Consider the following 16,067-nt stretch of genomic DNA (forward strand, 5'->3'; position numbering starts at 1 on the left):
CGAGCCGGACTCAGTCAAAGCAAACTTCACATACATCCCGCAGAAGGATGTATTAGAAGACCCTACTTAGCGTGGTTGGGCTTGCCACCGTGCGGCACGAGGAATGCCGACAGAAAGGCGAGGAACGCGGTCACGGCCAGCAGCATCAGACCGATGAAGTAGTTGTTCTCAGCCTGGTTGTAGGTTGCACCCATCACCAGCGGCGGGAAGAAACCACCCAGAGCGCCAGCAGCAGCAACCACACCGGACACCGCACCAACGTTCTTCGGATCAGCCGCACGAGCCACCCAGCCGAAGACCGAGCCGTGGCCCAGACCCAGAAGAGCAGCCATCAGGATGAAAACAGCACCATACACGTGCTCAGCATCAGGCTGGAACGCGGTAATAACTGCCAGGATCACCACACCACCCAGGGAGATGAGGGTGATAATCTTCGGACCGAACTTATCAGCCAGCACACCACCGAAGGGACGAGCAATCACAGCAGCAACCGCAAAGCCAGCCGCACGCATACCAGCGTCGTTAGCGTTGAAGTTGTAGATGTTGCTCAGGTAAGTAGGCAGGTAGTTCGAGAATGCCACGAACGCACCGAACACAACAGCGTAGAGGAAGCACAGCTGCCAAGTGGTCTTCACCTTGAATGCCTGAACAATCTTCGGCATCAGCGGAGTAACCTCACGGCCGATGGTTGCCGGGGAATCCTTCAAGAAGAAGAAAGAGATAGCAGCGGTTACAGCACAGATAACAGCAATCAGAACGTGAGTCTGGAAGTAACCAATACCCTGCACCAGGCGGGGGGTAGCGAATGCAGAAATTGCAGTACCCACCATGCCGGCACCGAACACACCGGTCGCAAAACCCTTCTTGGAAGCGTCATACCATGCGGAACTGAAGGGAATACCCACAGCGAACACGGTACCCGCAATACCCAGGAAGAATGCCACAACAAGCAACATGGGCAGCGAGTTCATCTGACCAGCAACACCAACCAGGAAGACCAGGGGTGCGCTAATCGCCAGAACAGCGGTGAACATAATACGACCACCGTAGCGGTCAGTCAGACCACCAACGGGAATACGGCCGATAGCGCCGATGAAAATCGGCATAGCAACCAGAAGGCTGGTCATACCAGCGTCCAGGTGCATCTGCTTTGCGTACATCTTCGCCAGCGGGCCAACGATGGTCCATGCCCAGAAACCAATGGTAGAGACGAAGGTAGCCAGCAGAACGTTACGGAGCTGACCATTCTTTAGGTCGTAGCTCGGTGCAGCAGGGGTGCTCATATTTCCTCTTTTGCAATATGGATATGTGTATTAGCGGTCGGCGCGCTCACGTGGGAGAGTACCTACCGGATCCCAACCTCGACGTGCACCAACACGCTGGCCGCCACGAGTGCGGTACACGGTGTAGGGGCGGAAGAGGTAGTGCAGGGGCACAGTCAGTGCATGCACCAGGCGGGTAAAGGGCCAAATGATGAACAGAACCATAGCCACCACGATGTGAATCTTGAAAGCCACGGGAATATTCACCATCAAAGCTACCTCAGGGTGGAAGTAGAACAGCGAACGGAACCAAACAGCGATGGTCTCACGGTAGTTGAAGTGAACCTCGTGACCATTCACCGGAGGCAAACCGCCCGAGGGGTTCACAGCCGAAACCAGAGTAGCCGCAGTGCCAGCGAGAATCACCAGGACCAGAATGACGTACATGAAAACGTCATTACGGGTGGTAGCCGAACGAACACGAGAGTTCGAAGCACGGCGACCAATCAGAATGAACATACCAACAATGGTTGCAATCGCGGCTGCAGAACCTACAACCAGCGCCATCATGTGGTAAGCGTCCTCCGACAAGACCAGGTCGGTAAACGACTTGGGAACCACCAGGCCACCAACGTGACCAAGGAAAACGGCCGCAAGACCGTAGTGGAACAGGGGCGAAGCAATGCGCAGCAGCTTCGATTCATAGACCTGGGACGAGCGGGTAGTCCATCCGAACTGGTCAGTACGGTAACGCCAAATGGTGCCACCAATCAGAACGACCAGCGCAACATAGGGCAGAACGCCCCACAGCAGGATGTCCACAATACCCGGATCGGCTACAGCCTGTGCAGCATGTCCTGCGTTCTCAGAAGCAAGTACGTACACGTGTTGTCTCCTCACAAGGGATAAAACTAGTTAGAACGCGCCGAAGCCTGCTGGAGCAGCTGATGATCAGCGTAACCATCCAAGCCAACAGTCTCGACGGGAGGGCCGTAGCCAGCCATCTTCTGAACCTCCTCCTGAGTCTGCGGAGAGACGCCAGGAAGGGTATCGCAGATGCTCTGCAACAACCCGTAGTGGGGCAGATTTCCGTCCTTCATGGACAGACGAAGAAGCTCAAGGGACGGACGGTACGCCTGCAAAGCGGAACGGCCCTTACGGCGATCCACCAACGCACAGAACTCCAGCACCAGCGGCAGGTAGTCCGGAAGCTCGCCATTCAAAACAGTAAACATACCGGAGTCGCGGTACATCTGCTTAAAACGCAGAAGAGTCTCACCACGGCGGCGGGTATCGCCATCGGTCCAGTAGGACAGATGCAGAGAATGACGACGCGAAAGGTCATACTCCTGCACGTACTCGGACTGCACATCCTCCAGGTCCTTAGAAGTCAGCCACTGCTGAACCGCATCAACGGCAGCAATGAAAGCCTCATCCTGAGTGGAAGCGGTAATCTCAACCAGTTCAGGCAGAACCTTCAGAGTTTCCTCATCGGGGTAGCCCAGGAGCATAGCGCTCACCTGGTAGATTACCGAGTCCTTATCCTCGCCGGGACCGTAATCGATATCGAACGGGTTCTCCGGCTGAGCCGGCTCCGAGACAGCAGCCTCGGAACCGGCTTTGCCCATGAGCTTGGAAAAGAATCCAGCCACTTATTACTTCTTTCCGGTGGTGTTCGGGAAGAGGCCGTCAGGACGGGAAGAACCGTCCCAGCTGAACAAGCTGACCTTGTTGTTAGCCTCGTAGACACCGGTGGACACGGGGGTCGGGCGACCCTCCATGTCGTTGAACGCATCGCCGTACATGCCGGGTCCGCCATCCACGCTCAGGGAGCAACCCATTTCCTCAAGGTTGTGGGCGTCCTCCATGTGAGCCTTCGGAATGACGTAACGCTCGTTGTACTTAGCGATAGCCATCAGGCGGTACATCTCGTACACCTGCTGACCGGTCATACCAACAGCCTGAGCAATCTCTTCGTTGCCTTCGCCACCGAGGTTGATATCACGCATGTACGAACGCATCGCAGCCAGACGGCGCAGAACGTTAGTAACAACCTCAGTATCGCCTGCGGTGAACAGCTCAGCCAGGTACTCAACCGGAATACGGAGAGACTCAATAGCACCGAACAGGTTGTTGCTGTTCTCTGCATCGTGTCCCTGCTCCTTGAGCAGATCAACAATCGGAGACAGCGGCGGCACGTACCAAACCATGGGCATGGTGCGGTACTCGGGGTGCAGGGGCAGAGCAACCTTCCACTCCTTCGCCAGCTTGTACACGGGCGACTTCTGAGCTGCAGTAATCCACGCATCGGGGATGTCGTTCTTACGAGCCTGCTCAATCACAGCCGGATCCGAAGGATCAAGCATCAGCGACAGCTGAGCCTCGTAGAGGTCCTTCTCATCCTCGACCGAAGCAGCCTCAGTCACGCGGTCTGCATCGTAGAGGAAGATACCGATGTAGCGCATACGACCAACACAGGTCTCCGCACACACGGTCGGGATACCAGCCTCAATACGGGGGTAGCAGAAGGTACACTTCTCAGCCTTACCCGTCTTGTGGTTGAAGTACACCTTCTTGTAGGGGCAGCCGGTGATGCACTGACGCCAACCGCGGCAACGGTCCTGGTCAACCAGAACGATGCCGTCCTCAGCACGCTTGTAGATAGCGCCGGAGGGGCAGGAAGCCATGCAGGAGGGGTTCAAGCAGTGCTCACAAATACGAGGCAGGTAGAACATGAAGGTCTGCTCGAACTCGAACTTAATCTTGTCCTCAGCCTTCTTGCGAACCTTCTCCACCAGCGGGTCCAGGTGACCGTACTCGGTCGCACCAGCCAGGTTGTCGTCCCAGTTCATACCCCACTCAACCTTGGTGTCCTCACCGGTGATGAGGGAGATCGGCTTAGCAGCCGGGAAGTCATCACCCAGAGGAGCACTGGTCAGGTTCTGGTAATCGTAGGTCCAGGGCTCGTAGTAGTCGTTCAGCTCGGGCTGAATCGGGGAAGCGAAAATCGTGAAGAGCTTCTGGAAGCGGTTACCGCTCTTGAGCTCCAGACGACCGCGCTTGTTCAGCACCCAGCCGCCCTTCCACTTCTCCTGATCCTCGTAACGGCGGGGGTAACCCTGACCGGGACGAGTCTCAACGTTGTTGAACCAGACGTACTCGGTACCGGCTCGGTTCGTCCATGCCTGCTTACAGGTCACGGAGCAGGTGTGGCAGCCGATGCACTTATCGAGCGCCATCACCATAGCAACTTGTGCCATAACGCGCATTAGAAAGTTACCTCCTGGGACTTACGGCGACGGATGTACGAGACGATATCTCGCTGGTTACCGGTCGGTCCAAGATAGTTGAAGGCGAACGCCTGGTGAGCGTAGCCACCAATCATGTGGGTAGGCTTCAGAAGAATACGGGTCACCGAGTTGTGAATACCACCGCGCTTACCGGTGACTTCAGACTTCGGGCTAACCATACGCTCCTGAGCGTGGTAAACGTAGCAGACACCCTCGGGCATACGGTGCGAAACGACCGCGCGGCCGACGAAGACACCGTTGGTGTTCACACACTCAATCCACTCGCCGTCCTTGACGCCAATCTTCTCAGCGTCCTGCGGGCTCATCCACGCAACCGGACCGCCACGGAACATGCTGAGCATGTAGTGGTTGTCGAAGTACTGCGAGTGGATTGCCCACTTGTTGTGCGGGGTCAGGTAGCGAACAGCAACCGAAACACCATCGGTAGTACCGAGCTCGGGCTCGTTGTACAGGCCGGTCATGTCCAGCGGCGGACGGTAAATCGGCAGAGCCTCGCCCATTTCGTGCATCCAGTCGTGGTCGAGGAAGAAGTGCATACGGCCGGTCAGAGTGTGGAACGGCTTCTTCTTCTCGATGTTGACGGTGAACGGAGCGTAGCGGCGACCGCCGGTTTCCGAACCGGACCACTCGGGGGAAGTCATCACGGGCTGCGGTGCGGCCTGGGTCATGGGGAAGGTGATACGACGTTCCTCGTTACCTTCTGCCAGGTCCATCAGGTGCAGACCGGTCTGCTTCTCGAGCTCCTTGAAGCCCTTGACAGCGACCGCGCCGTTAGCGGTACCGGAAATCATGAGGATTGCTTCAGAAATCTTCACGTCGGTATCCAGTGCCGGACGGCCTGCGCCCTTACCGGAGTCCATCACACCGAATTCCTTAGCCATCTTCGCGACTTCGTCCTTCAGATCGTAAGTGATGAACTTAGTGGTGGCACCGAGCTTGTCGAACAGCGGGCCAACGGTGGTGTACATGTCGTACAGTGCGCCGTAGTCACGCTCGACAGTGACGAAGTTCGGCATGTTCTTGCCGGGCACGCCCACCATACCGGGGGTGTTCTTCCAGTCGGGTGCGTGACCGCCGGGCTGAGCAATCTGGCCGGGGGTGTCGTGCAGCAGCGGGACCGAAACGATGTCCTTGCGGACGCCGAGGTGCTTCTTAGCCAGGCGAGAGAACTCGTATGCCAGAGCCTTGAAGGTCTCGTGGTCGGTCTTTGCCTCCCACGGCGGGTCAATCGCCGGGGAGAACGCGTGCAGGAACGGGTGCATATCGGTCGAGGAGATATCGTGCTTCTCGTACCAGGTAGCAGTCGGCAGAACGATGTCAGACAGCAGGGTCGTGGTAGTCATACGGAAGTCCGAGGTGACCAGCAGATCCAGCTTGCCCTGAGGTGCGTCGTCGACCCACTTCACTTCGTTCGGGTGCTTCTCCGCGTCGGAACCCTGGACGTTGTCCATACTACCGACCAGGTGCTTCAGGAAGTAACTCTCACCCTTAGCGGAGGAACCGAACAGGTTCGAACGCCACAGGGTCAGGGTACGAGGCCAGTTGACGGGGTTGTCGACGTCCTCAACGGAGAACTCCAGGTCACCGGAGTTCAGGCGCTGTGCAATGTAGTCCGCGTTCGAGGAAGCCTCGCCGCGTGCCACTGCCTGCTCTGCCTTATCAGCCAGTTCCATCGGGTTCTCGGGGAACTGCGGGAAGAACGGCATCCAGCCCATGCGCACGGAGCGTGCCACAACGTCAGCAGTGTGCACATCGCGCAACTCACCCTTAGCCAGCGGGGACTGCAGGTAATCGGTGGAGTATGCATCCTGACGGAACTGGTCAGTGTGCATGTACCAGAAGCCGGTACCAATCATGTGACGCGGCGGGCGGCTCCAGTCCAGAGCGTTAGCAATGTTGGTCAGACCGGTCAGCGGACGTGCCTTCTCCTGGCCCACGTAGTGAGCCCAACCGCCACCGTTACGGCCCTGGGAACCGGTCAGGTTCAGCAGGGCGAGGATAGCGCGGTAGGTGGTGTCAGCGTGGTACCACTGGCAGATACCTGCACCGAAGATGATCATGGAGCGGCCGCCGGAATCCAGGGCGCTCTTAGCGAACTCGCGGGCAACGCGGATAACAGCCTCGGCGGGGACAGAAGTAATCTGTTCCTGCCATGCCGGGGTGTTCTGGACGTTCCAGTCCTCGTAGTCCTTAGCCCAGGTACCGGGCAGGCCCTCGCGGCCCACACCGTAGTGTGCCAGCATGATGTCGAAGACAGTGGTGACTTCGTGGCCTTCAACGTAGGCTACGGGCACACCGCGGGTAATGACGTCGCCGTGACCCTTCGGGTTATCGAAGGTCGGCATCTTGATTTCCACGGCTGCGGTCTGGCCCTGGGGCAGGTCGCGAATCGACAGAATCGGCTTACGACCCTGCAGGTCCAGGTTCCACTTGCCCTGGTCTTCCTGAGCGTAACGGTGACCCATGGTGCCGTTGGGCACGAAGACCTCACCGGTCTCGCGGTCCATCAGGACAGGCTTGAAGTCAGCGTTCTGCTGCTCAGCCTCACCAGCAAGCTTTGCAGCGGTCAGGAACTTGGAGGGGACCTTCACGCCGTCTTCGCGGGTTTCCAGGGTGACCAGGAAGGGAAGGTCGGTGTAGGTCAGGGAGAAGTCCTCAAAGAACTCGACACGCTGGTCGACATAGTTCTCCTTGAGGATGACGTGACCCATTGCCATAGCCAGTGCCGCGTCGGTACCTGCCTGTGCGGGCAGCCACTCGTCAGCAAACTTGGTGTTGTCGGCGTAGTCGGGGCTCACGGTGACAACCTTGGTACCGCGGTAGCGGACCTCGGAGACCCAGTGAGCATCCGGGGTACGGGTCAGCGGAACGTTTGCACCCCACATGATGAGGTATGCAGCGTCCCACCAGTCGCCGGACTCGGGAACGTCGGTCTGGTCGCCGAAGACCTGCGGGGAAGCCACGGGAAGGTCGGCATACCAGTCGTAGAAGCTGGTCATGACACCACCGGTCAGCTGGATGTAGCGAACACCCGCGCTGAAGGAGGTCATGGACATTGCCGGAATCGGGGTGAAGCCGGTGTTACGGTCGGGACCGTAGTACTTGATGGTGTGCACGTGAGCAGCAGCCATCAGCTCAAGAGCCTCAGCCCAGGTCGAGCGCACCAGACCACCCTTACCACGTGCGTTAACGTAGCGTGCACGCTTGGCGGGGTCGGACACGATGGAGTGGAAGGCGTCCACGGGATCGTTGTGGATTGCCTTCGCTTCGCGGTACATCTCCAGCAGGAGACCGCGAACGTAGGGGTACTTAACGCGAGTGGGAGAGTAGGTGTACCACGAGAACGCTGCACCGCGGGGGCAGCCGCGGGGCTCGTACTCGGGGCGGTCGGGACCAACCGTGGGGTAGTCGGTTTCCTGTGCTTCCCAGGTGATAATGCCATCCTTGACATACACCTTCCAGGAGCAGGAGCCGGTGCAGTTCACGCCGTGGGTAGAGCGAACTTCCTTATCGTGGCTCCAACGGTCGCGGTAGAAGGCGTCACCTTCACGGCCGCCTTCACGGAAGACGGCGCGGCCGTCTTCAGTCTCATCCCAGCGGGAGAAGAACTTACCGAACTTAATCAGCTGATCGGTAAGGGGGCCATCCGGGCCCTTAATCTGTGATGCTTGTTCCATACTGCCCAATATATCTGAAATTTGGCATGGAAAATACGAGATAAAAACCTTGCCTAATTCATGCGAAATAAGGGTGTTTTAGACCGTAAGCCAGGCAGAAATTCCGCCCTCCAACATATACACAGAACGCCCTACCAAAGGGGCAATTTCGCGAGCCGCCTCAACCGTTCTAGCGTATCCAGTGCAGTAAATAACGATTTTCTGGGCATTTGCGGGGATTTTACGCTCAATCAAGGCCTTTAAAACACTATTCCGACCGGCCTCCAGCAACTCAGTCAGAGGAAGATTAATAGCCCCATCAATAGCAAAAGCTTCGAATTCCACCTGCTCACGGACGTCCAAAAGGGCAATATTTTCATCCGATGACAGCTTTTTAAGGTCCTGGGCACTTATGGGACGAGGCGTCGAATCAGTAGAAGAGCTAGTAAAATCCTGAGAAATATTACGAATTGTTACATAATTTTTGGGCTTATAACTCGTTTCTTGAGGCAAAACGACACTTTTCTTAGGTACAGCTTGCACGCTAGCTACGAGAGGTATATATTCCCACCTCCCGCTTAACGCCGAATATAGGCCAACCTCACCCATGAGTGGCTCCCCCACCCCGGTCAACAGCTTCACGGCCTCCATAGCCATAGCAGCACCCACCACACCAGCCATAGCGCCCACCACGCCAGCAGTACTACACGAAGGCACACTACCGGCAGCAGGAGCATGAGGGTACAAATCCTCATACACCGGACCGTGTCCCGCCCAAAACACACTCAACTGCGCATCAAAGCCAAGAATCGCAGCCCACACATGCGCAATCCCAGCACGCGCCGCCGCCGCCGACACCATATAACGCGACTCAAAATTATCGCTACCATCCAGCACCAAATCAGCGCCAGACAGCAAATCATCAACATTCGCCTCCGTTAAACGCTCACGCACCGGCACAACCTCAATAAAAGGATTCAGCGAGCGCAAAGACTCAGCGGCAGAGTCAGCCTTAGAATTACCCACCCTGGCGTGCGTATGAATCACCTGGCGGTGCAGATTCGAAGCATCCACGACGTCATCATCAACCACCACAATCTGACCGACCCCGGCACCCGCCAGGTACAGCAGCGCGGGAGCACCCAAACCGCCAGCGCCAAGCACCACCACTCGCGCACGCTTGAGTGCCAGCTGAGCTTCGTACCCCATTTCGGGCAGAATCAGCTGACGAGAGTAGAACGCACGCTCAGCGGCAGAGAGCTCGCTCGTGCTACGAGAGGTGTGAGAAGACATAGGGGTTCCTCGCATCAAATAGTAGAGGTGGCTTGAACTTTAGGGATCCAAGCGTCAAGGAGAATAAGCCTGCCCGAGAGAAATCCCCCTGACAGGCTTATATTCAGAATATTCAGAAGGCTAAGCGGGCGAAGTATCCACGCCAACCCACTCGATGCTTCCATCGAGCAGTTCCTGTTCCTTCCAAATCGGTACACGAGCCTTCACCCGGTCAGCCACCAGCTCGCAAGCATCAAACGCACGGCCACGGTGAGCAGCCGCAGCCATCACGGTCAGAGCCGACTCGCCAATAGCAATCGGACCCACACGGTGCACGGCCCACAGACGCACGCCATCCAGCTCGGCGGCAACCTCAGCAGCAACCTCCGCAATATACTCTCGAGCCTGCGGATGCGCGCTATAAGACAGCCCGCGCACCGCGCTACCGTGATCATGGTTGCGCACAATGCCGTCAAAAATTACCAGGGCACCCATGGCGTCAGTCATGACCTCAGCCTTAGCCGCCGCGTACAGCGGTTCCAGGGGCGCCTCCGTAATATCGGTGAACACCACGGTCGAGCCGCTCGGCTCAGCACCGTGGGCGCCCGAGTGGTCCAGGGATTCTTCCTTCTGCGGCTTAGTGGTCATGGTAGTCCTCCATCTGACGGCAAATGTGCTCAACAAGCGGGTCTAGGGTCGCCACGCCGTCCTTCACGCCACCGCGCGAACCGGGCAGGGTCATCACGAAGGTACGGTCAATCACGCCCGCCACGCCGCGTGAAAGCACAGCCGCGGGAACGTTCTTCAGACCGTTCATCCAGAAGGCATGCATAACGCCGGGAACTTCCTTATCCAGGTGGGGGCGAACCGCCTCCACGGTCTGGTCGTCAGAGTTCAGGCCGGTACCGCCGCTGGTCAGGATGAACGTCGGCAGGTTACCGTTCTTCTTGCCCTCGGCCACCAAGGTGTTGAAGTACTCGACAATCTCACGGTCTTCAATGACCACGGCATCCGGGGTGTCAAAGCCGCGCGAGCGCAACCACTCCACGGCGATGGGGCCGGACTTATCCTCGTACACGCCGCGGGCTGCGCGGGTGGAGGCGACAATAACCAGGCCGGTGAGGTTCTCGGGCATGGTGTAGTCTTCGCTACTCATTGGCTTTCCTTTTCTGTATCTATCAGGTGACGGGGTGTGCCGCCGTAGCTTAGGAGTCCTCGCGGACGGACCAGTCGCCGGACTTGCCGCCACTCTTCTCCAGAACACGGATATCGGTAATGACGGCGTACTTATCGACTGCCTTGATCATGTCGAAAACGGTCAGTGCCGCCGAGGAGACGGCGGTGAGCGCCTCCATCTCTACGCCGGTGACGCCGCGGGTCTTCACGGACGCCTCAATACGCACGAAGTCGGTACCGCGCTCAAAGTCCACCGTGATCTTGCCCAGGGGCAGCGGGTGGCAGAGAGGAATGATTTCCGGGGTGCGCTTAGCACCCATAATGCCGGCAACACGTGCAACCGGAAGCGCGTCGCCCTTGGGCAGGTCTGCATCAAAAATCATGGCGATGACGTCTTCGCGGGTGCGCACGGTTGCCTCCGCCAGGGCGGTGCGGGTGGTGACCGACTTCTCCGTAACGTCCACCATGTGTGCTGAGCCGTCGGCGCGCACGTGGGTCAGTTCCTGGTTGGGCTGCGAGGTAGAGGTCATCGTTTCTCCTGGCTTCAGCGCGGTATTCTTCTGCCGCGAATCGTTACTTAGTATGAGTCTCAATTATTCCTTGTCGTTCACGCAAGGAACAACGCGGGTGTGTTTCGCTTAGTTATCGGTGAGGCGAATGCGGTGGTAGGGTACCGCTTCTCCCCCGGTGTAGGTGGTTCCGGGCGCCAGCTCGATGAGCACATCCGCCTGGGCGGCGCGGTGCAGCAGGTGCGAGCCTGAGAGGACGTCCGGGTAGAGCTCCACCCGGTAGGTTCCGGGTTCCACCTCGACCATGGCGAGGGTGCCGCGCAGGAACTGGCGTTTGGCCGCCGGTGCGGTGAGCGGGGTTTCGGTGACGAGCACGCCTCGCGGTGCGTTATTCAAGGTCGCTTGTTCGGAGGCGACCGCGTAGGGCACACCGTAGGGACCGCCAGCACGCAGGTAGGGGCGCAGAATCAGCGCGTACGAGATGAGCGTGCTCACTGGGTTTCCGGGGAAGGAGATCATGGGCACGCGGTGGCCCTTGAAGTCGAGCAGGTTCACGCCCTGGGGGCCGCCGGGCTGCTGGCTGACGTGGCCAAACCAGGAGACGGGCACCAGAATATCGGCTTCGTGTGCCTTGGCGATGGCGTTACGGACCACCTCGTATTTGCCGTGGCTAATACCACCCGAGGTGATGATGATGTCCGGTTTGAAGCTCTCGTACTCTGCTACGAGGCGGTGCACCAGCTCTACCGGGTCGTCACCGATAGCGATGCGGCGCACCTCCGCTCCGTCTTCGCGGAGCATGGCGGTGAGCATGGGTCCGTTGGCGTCAAAAATCTGGCCCTGGCCAAGTTCCTGAGTGGTGGCGCTTCCATCTTCTTCAACGCCGGAGAGGATCTCGTCGCCGCCGGTGCACACGAGCACGCGAGGACCAGCCGCAACGGTCAGGCGTGCGTAGCCCTGGGATGCGAGCGCACCAAGCATGGCGGGGGTGATGCGTTCACCGGCGCGTGCGAGGACCTGGCCGGTGACGACGTCTTCGCCGCGGCGGCGCACGAATTGTCCGGGCTTGCCGGGGGCGAGTTTGACCTTTTCGCTGGGGCTGCCGAAGGACTCGGGTAGGTCGGGATATTCGATGCGTTCAGACTGTTCGACGGGGATGACGGCGTCGTAGCCCTTAGGCATGGGCGCGCCGGTCATGATGGGGTAGGTCAGGTCGTCAGAGGAGCGGGAACGTTGGAGGGGGCGGCCAGCGGGGATTTCGCGTCCGACGGTGAAGATGCGGTCTTCGCGTTCTGCGGCTTCGGCGGTGAGGGCGTAGCCGTCCATTTGGGAGTTGTCGAAGCTGGGTACGTCCATGCGTGCGGTGACGTCTTGGGCGAGGATGCGTCCTGCCGCGTGGTAGAGGGGAACCGTTTCTGCGGTGCCGATGAAGACTTCGCGCAGCAGTAGCGCCAGGTAGGCGCGGTATTCCTCGGTGCTGGGGGTTCCGTTGAATTCGGGGGCAATCATGGCGGTTCCAATCGTGCGGCGGCGGTTATGACTAGTGTAGGTGTGTTTTTGTGGGCTGGTAAATGCAGTTTCGCCTAAGGACCGGTATGCTCCCGGTGGTGTGCGGGGCAAGCGACGGGGTGGTTTATCGGGTGCTTTCGCGTAGTTTTTTCAGAGCGCGGATCAGGCCGAGGACCCCGAAGATTCCTAGGTAGAGGCTGATGAGAATCAGGGCGCTTCCGAGGGCGCTGGGGATGTCGCTGCTGTTGATGGCCAGGTCGATGGCGAGGGGTATGGTTTGGGTTTTGCCTTGCACGTTGCCGGCGAAGGTGACGGTTGCGCCGTATTCGCCGAGGGCACGGGCGAAGGAGAGCAGGAAAGCGGTGGCAAGGCCGGGCGCAGCGAGGGGTAGCAGCACTTTGAAAGTAATTTCTGCGGGTTTAGCGCCTTCGACGAGGGCAATTTCTTCGTATTCGCGGGGAATAGCCTGCAGGGTGGTGACCGCAGTGGCAACGAAGAAGGGTAGGGCGACGAATACCTGGGCGATAATCACCGCGTTGGGGGTGAATGGAATAGAGATTCCCGACTGGTAGAGGTAGGTGCCAATCATGCCTTTGCGTCCCCAGAAGAAGAGTAGCCCGAGGCCGGAGACAACCGGAGAGAGAATCACCGGGGTGTAGATGATGGCGTAGAGGACCGACCCAAACCGGTGTAGCCGCGAGCGATTGAGCACTTTGGAGAGCACAAGCGCCAGGGGCGCGCCGAGAAGCCCGCAGATGAGGGTGGATGCGGCGGCGGTGCTGAGGGAGAGGTTCGCCGCCCCGAGCACCTGCGGGGTGAAGATACTGCCGAGCTGGCTCCAGGGGATGTTGAGGAAGAGCCCGAGGAGCGGTCCGGCAATGAGGAAAATACCCAGCGACGCCGGAACCAGGAAGAGCACGGGCACGGAGGCGAAGAGTCTGCTTCCGGGTGTGCTTGAGGTTCCGGCGTTGCGGCGGGTAGCGGTAGTGTCTGTCATGGGTGGTGAGACGTGGGTTGTTCCCTACTGTGTTGAATTACTGTGCGGTGTTGAAGCCGTACTCGGTGAGGATCTTCTTCGCCTCGTCGGAGTTCTTCAACCATTCGTTGAACTTCTTCGCGGTTTCGGAGGAGGAGCCGGTCTTGCTCAGCGCTGCGGGGTATTCGTTGCGTTCCACGTCGGTCAGTTCGACGGAGCCGAGGTTGACGCCCTTCTTCTTGGCTGCGGCGAGGTCGGTGGTGTAGATGAAGCCTGCATCGGCGTTACCGGTGGTGACCTTGGTTGCTACGTCGGTGACCTTGCTTTCGGTGGTTGCGTTCTTGAGGGTGATGTCGTGCTTCTTCAGTTCCTGGTGGGCGATGGTGCCGCAGGGGACGTCTTCTTTGCAGACTGCGACGACGCCGTCGGTGGTCTTGAGGTCGTCGAGGCTGTTGATCTTGCCGGGGTTGCCTTCAGCGGTGACGAGCACGAGCTTATTGGTGACCAGAACGTTGGTTTCGGAGCCGGAGAACTGGTCGAGTTTCTTTGCCTTGTCCATGTTCTTGGTGTCTGCGGTGATGAGCAGGTCGGGGGTTGCGCCCTGCTCAATCTGGTTGACGAGCTTTGCGGAGCCTTCGTAGACGAAGGTGACGTCCACGCCGGGGTTGGCGGCTTCGTATGCCTTTTCGAGGTCTGCGCCGGCGTTGTTCAGGGAGGCTGCGGCGAAGACTTCGACCTTGCCGGAGGCAGCCTGACTGCTTGCCGCAGACGAGGAGGAAGATGAGGAGGAGCTCTGGGGGGCGCCGCATCCGGTGAGAGCGAGGGTTGCGGCGGCGAGCGCGCTGAGGGCTGCGAGGGGGGTCTTCATGAAATTTGTTTCCTTGATGGTTTCGTACTCTTGCGGTGGTGAGGTGCGTCCATGTGTGGGCTCTGTATGACGTTTTGTGTACTTCCCTAGCTTGTACACGTTGTTTTCCTCGTGGTGGTCTGCGGTGGCGCAGTTGTAACTTACCCTGCACACACTATGTACGGGGCGCCGGAACATGGAATAATCATATTGTCACCTGAAATATGCAAATTTTCCACATAGGTTTTACATGGCGTACACGGCAAATTCGACCTCTTCTGAGCTCATTGCGGGCCCAACGTTAAGCACCTTATCTTCTGCGGAGGGTAACGGGGCTGCTTTTGTGACACCCCAAAAATCTGAGAATGGCGTAAATGTACAGCGTAAGCTCCCGAATATTACGAATAGCGGTCCGCTCTTGGACCGTTGGGGTCGTGTGGCGACTGATCTTCGTATCTCGCTGACCGATAAATGTAATCTTCGTTGCATTTATTGCATGCCGGCGGATGGTTTGCAGTGGCTCCCGAAGGAGAATCTGCTCTCCGCCGAGGAGATTGCGCGCCTTGCCGATATTGCGATTACTGAGCTGGGCGTTGAGGAGATCCGCTTTACCGGTGGCGAGCCGCTGGTGCGCGCCGATTTGGTGGATATTATTTCCCGCATCCACCAGGCGCATCCGGATGTTCCGCTTGCTATTACGACGAACGGTATTGGTTTGGAGAAGCGTGCCGCCGCGCTGGCGGAGGCTGGTCTGACCCGCATCAATGTTTCTCTGGATACGATTTGCCGTGAGACCTTTGCCGAGCTGACCCGCCGCGATAAGCTCGACGCCGTGCTCAAGGGCATCGATGGTGCAGCGGAGGCTGGCCTGTGGCCGATCAAGATTAATGCTGTGCTGATGCCGGGTCTGAATGATGATCAGGCTCCGGAGCTTCTGCGTTGGGCGTTGGCGGGCGGCTATCAGCTGCGTTTCATTGAGCAGATGCCGCTGGATGCTGATAACCGTTGGACCCGTGAGGGCACGATTACCGCCGCTGAGATTCGCGAGAAACTGTCGGCTGAGTATGTTCTGGGTTCGGTGGCGGAGGCGCGCGGCGACTCCCCCGCTCAGCTGTGGGAGGTGTACCCGCTCGGTACTGCCCTGGATGAGGCGGGCTTCCCTGCTGACGGTACCGAGTCGCTGGGCCGTGTGGGTATTATCGCCTCGGTCACGGAGTCGTTCTGCAATGCATGCACCCGCACCCGCCTGACGGCGGACGGTAAGATTCGTTCCTGCTTGTTCTCCGACACCGAGACTGATTTGATGCAGCTTCTGCGTTCCGGTGCCGACGATCAGCAGCTGGCTCTGCGCTGGCGTGAGGGCATGTGGTTTAAGCCGCGAGCTCACGGCAAAGAAGACGCTGACTTCGATATTGAGGAGTTCGCCAAGGCGAGCCGCTCGATGAGCGCTATTGGTGGCTAGGAAAGCCGCTGATTCATCAGCCGAAGGTGCGCGGATAAGGCTTTTTATTGGCATCTTGCGCCCGTGATTTTCGGCTGTCCCCTGACT

Annotated in this window: 13 protein-coding genes; 1 reads left to right on the forward strand and 12 read right to left on the reverse strand. The window is 58.6% G+C overall.

What is annotated here, in order from left to right; translation table 11 throughout:
- Nucleotides 1–62: 62 nt before the first annotated feature.
- The 12 genes from HMPREF2971_RS02070 to modA form a co-directional block, all read right to left on the reverse strand.
- Nucleotides 63–1,283: an MFS transporter gene (locus HMPREF2971_RS02070; protein WP_070690944.1), complete on the reverse strand. Its 1,221-nt coding sequence runs from the start codon at nt 1,281–1,283 to the stop codon at nt 63–65.
- 30 nt (nt 1,284–1,313) lie between these two features.
- Nucleotides 1,314–2,147 carry a respiratory nitrate reductase subunit gamma gene (gene narI / locus HMPREF2971_RS02075; RefSeq protein ID WP_070690948.1) on the reverse strand — a complete coding sequence of 278 codons (834 nt, stop codon included), beginning with the start codon at nt 2,145–2,147 and terminating at the stop codon, nt 1,314–1,316.
- Nucleotides 2,148–2,173: 26 nt separating this feature from the next.
- Complete coding sequence (gene narJ / locus HMPREF2971_RS02080; protein ID WP_070690952.1) at nt 2,174–2,914, reverse strand: nitrate reductase molybdenum cofactor assembly chaperone; 741 nt, start codon at nt 2,912–2,914, stop codon at nt 2,174–2,176.
- Nucleotides 2,915–2,917: 3 nt separating this feature from the next.
- Nucleotides 2,918–4,531 (reverse strand): nitrate reductase subunit beta, encoded by a 1,614-nt coding sequence (gene narH / locus HMPREF2971_RS02085; protein ID WP_012903032.1) that lies wholly within the window; start codon nt 4,529–4,531, stop codon nt 2,918–2,920.
- The gene (locus tag HMPREF2971_RS02090) at nt 4,531–8,250 is read right to left on the reverse strand and encodes a nitrate reductase subunit alpha (protein ID WP_049363174.1); all 3,720 of its coding nucleotides are present in this window, start codon (nt 8,248–8,250) and stop codon (nt 4,531–4,533) included. The genes narH and HMPREF2971_RS02090 overlap by 1 nt, the downstream gene beginning before the upstream one ends.
- A 78-nt stretch (nt 8,251–8,328) precedes the next feature.
- Nucleotides 8,329–9,522, reverse strand: a complete 1,194-nt coding sequence (locus HMPREF2971_RS02095) for a ThiF family adenylyltransferase (protein WP_044150199.1) — start codon at nt 9,520–9,522, stop codon at nt 8,329–8,331.
- A 120-nt stretch (nt 9,523–9,642) separates the two neighbouring features.
- Nucleotides 9,643–10,149, reverse strand: coding sequence for a molybdenum cofactor biosynthesis protein MoaE (locus tag HMPREF2971_RS02100; protein WP_044150198.1), 507 nt, complete (start codon nt 10,147–10,149; stop codon nt 9,643–9,645).
- Nucleotides 10,139–10,657: a MogA/MoaB family molybdenum cofactor biosynthesis protein gene (locus HMPREF2971_RS02105; protein ID WP_070541425.1), complete on the reverse strand. Its 519-nt coding sequence runs from the start codon at nt 10,655–10,657 to the stop codon at nt 10,139–10,141. The genes HMPREF2971_RS02100 and HMPREF2971_RS02105 overlap by 11 nt, the downstream gene beginning before the upstream one ends.
- A 49-nt stretch (nt 10,658–10,706) precedes the next feature.
- Entirely contained in the window at nt 10,707–11,207 is a 501-nt protein-coding gene (gene moaC / locus HMPREF2971_RS02110; RefSeq protein WP_005508376.1) for a cyclic pyranopterin monophosphate synthase MoaC, read from the reverse strand.
- A gap of 108 nt (nt 11,208–11,315) precedes the next feature.
- Complete coding sequence (locus HMPREF2971_RS02115; RefSeq protein ID WP_070690956.1) at nt 11,316–12,695, reverse strand: molybdopterin molybdotransferase MoeA; 1,380 nt, start codon at nt 12,693–12,695, stop codon at nt 11,316–11,318.
- A 124-nt stretch (nt 12,696–12,819) separates the two neighbouring features.
- The gene (locus HMPREF2971_RS02120) at nt 12,820–13,692 is read right to left on the reverse strand and encodes an ABC transporter permease (RefSeq protein ID WP_012903025.1); all 873 of its coding nucleotides are present in this window, start codon (nt 13,690–13,692) and stop codon (nt 12,820–12,822) included.
- A gap of 37 nt (nt 13,693–13,729) precedes the next feature.
- Nucleotides 13,730–14,539 carry a molybdate ABC transporter substrate-binding protein gene (modA, locus tag HMPREF2971_RS02125; RefSeq protein WP_044150191.1) on the reverse strand — a complete coding sequence of 270 codons (810 nt, stop codon included), beginning with the start codon at nt 14,537–14,539 and terminating at the stop codon, nt 13,730–13,732.
- Between the two features lie 229 nt (nt 14,540–14,768).
- Between modA and moaA the strand changes: the two genes are divergently transcribed.
- On the forward strand, nt 14,769–15,980 hold the full coding sequence (moaA, locus tag HMPREF2971_RS02130) for a GTP 3',8-cyclase MoaA (protein ID WP_070541421.1): 1,212 nt from the start codon (nt 14,769–14,771) through the stop codon (nt 15,978–15,980).
- Nucleotides 15,981–16,067 lie beyond the last annotated feature (87 nt).

The sequence above is a fragment of the Rothia sp. HMSC066G07 genome, from assembly GCF_001814485.1.
Taxonomy (GTDB): domain Bacteria; phylum Actinomycetota; class Actinomycetes; order Actinomycetales; family Micrococcaceae; genus Rothia.

Bases quoted from the DNA above. Each gene is read 5' to 3' on its own strand.
- HMPREF2971_RS02120 (WP_012903025.1), bottom strand. From the start codon at position 13,692: ATGACAGACACTACCGCTACCCGCCGCAACGCCGGAACCTCAAGCACA.
- modA (WP_044150191.1), bottom strand. From the start codon at position 14,539: ATGAAGACCCCCCTCGCAGCCCTCAGCGCGCTCGCCGCCGCAACCCTC.
- moaC (WP_005508376.1), bottom strand. From the start codon at position 11,207: ATGACCTCTACCTCGCAGCCCAACCAGGAACTGACCCACGTGCGCGCC.
- HMPREF2971_RS02100 (WP_044150198.1), bottom strand. From the start codon at position 10,149: ATGACCACTAAGCCGCAGAAGGAAGAATCCCTGGACCACTCGGGCGCC.
- HMPREF2971_RS02070 (WP_070690944.1), bottom strand. From the start codon at position 1,283: ATGAGCACCCCTGCTGCACCGAGCTACGACCTAAAGAATGGTCAGCTC.
- narH (WP_012903032.1), bottom strand. From the start codon at position 4,531: ATGCGCGTTATGGCACAAGTTGCTATGGTGATGGCGCTCGATAAGTGC.
- HMPREF2971_RS02095 (WP_044150199.1), bottom strand. From the start codon at position 9,522: ATGTCTTCTCACACCTCTCGTAGCACGAGCGAGCTCTCTGCCGCTGAG.
- HMPREF2971_RS02090 (WP_049363174.1), bottom strand. From the start codon at position 8,250: ATGGAACAAGCATCACAGATTAAGGGCCCGGATGGCCCCCTTACCGAT.
- HMPREF2971_RS02115 (WP_070690956.1), bottom strand. From the start codon at position 12,695: ATGATTGCCCCCGAATTCAACGGAACCCCCAGCACCGAGGAATACCGC.
- moaA (WP_070541421.1), top strand. From the start codon at position 14,769: ATGGCGTACACGGCAAATTCGACCTCTTCTGAGCTCATTGCGGGCCCA.
- HMPREF2971_RS02105 (WP_070541425.1), bottom strand. From the start codon at position 10,657: ATGAGTAGCGAAGACTACACCATGCCCGAGAACCTCACCGGCCTGGTT.